Genomic DNA, 550 nt, shown 5'->3' on the forward strand with positions numbered 1-550 from the left:
ACGGCGACGCTGACCATCACCATCAACGGCCACACCGACGGCACGCCGGTGATCAGCATCCCGGACGCCAACGGCGTCACCCCGGGCCAACAGACCGTTGCCGAAACCGACGGGCCGATGGCGGGCACCTTCACGATCAGCGCCCAGGCGGGCATCACCAGCGTGACGCTGGGCAGCGGCGGCAGCGCGGTCAGCGTGAGCCTGGCCGAGCTCAACAACCTGGGCACCGTATCCAAGAGCTACACCACGGCGGACGGCACCCTGACCCTGACCGGCTACGACGCCGGGACCGGCGTCGTCAGCTACACCTACGACCCGGTGGTACACAGCGCCAACAACGACGTTCTGGCCAACATTCCGCTGACGCTGACCGACGCCAACGGCGTCAGCAGCAGCGGCACGCTGGGCATCACCATCACCGACAGCAAGCCGGTGGCGGTTGCTGACACGGCGAGCATCACTGAAGACGCGGTATCGAACACGGTGAGCGGCAGCGTGCTGACCGGTGCGGGTGCCGACACGGTCGGTGCCGACACCAACGCCACCCCGG

Annotated in this window: 1 protein-coding gene; it reads left to right on the forward strand. The window is 68.2% G+C overall.

Annotated features, from left to right (window positions below; genetic code table 11):
* Positions 1–550 (forward strand): hypothetical protein (locus F1002_RS21110; protein WP_223879718.1); only part of this gene is annotated, 550 nt, incomplete at both ends.

The sequence above is a fragment of the Dechloromonas sp. CZR5 genome (assembly GCF_008711155.1).
Lineage (GTDB): Bacteria > Pseudomonadota > Gammaproteobacteria > Burkholderiales > Rhodocyclaceae > Azonexus.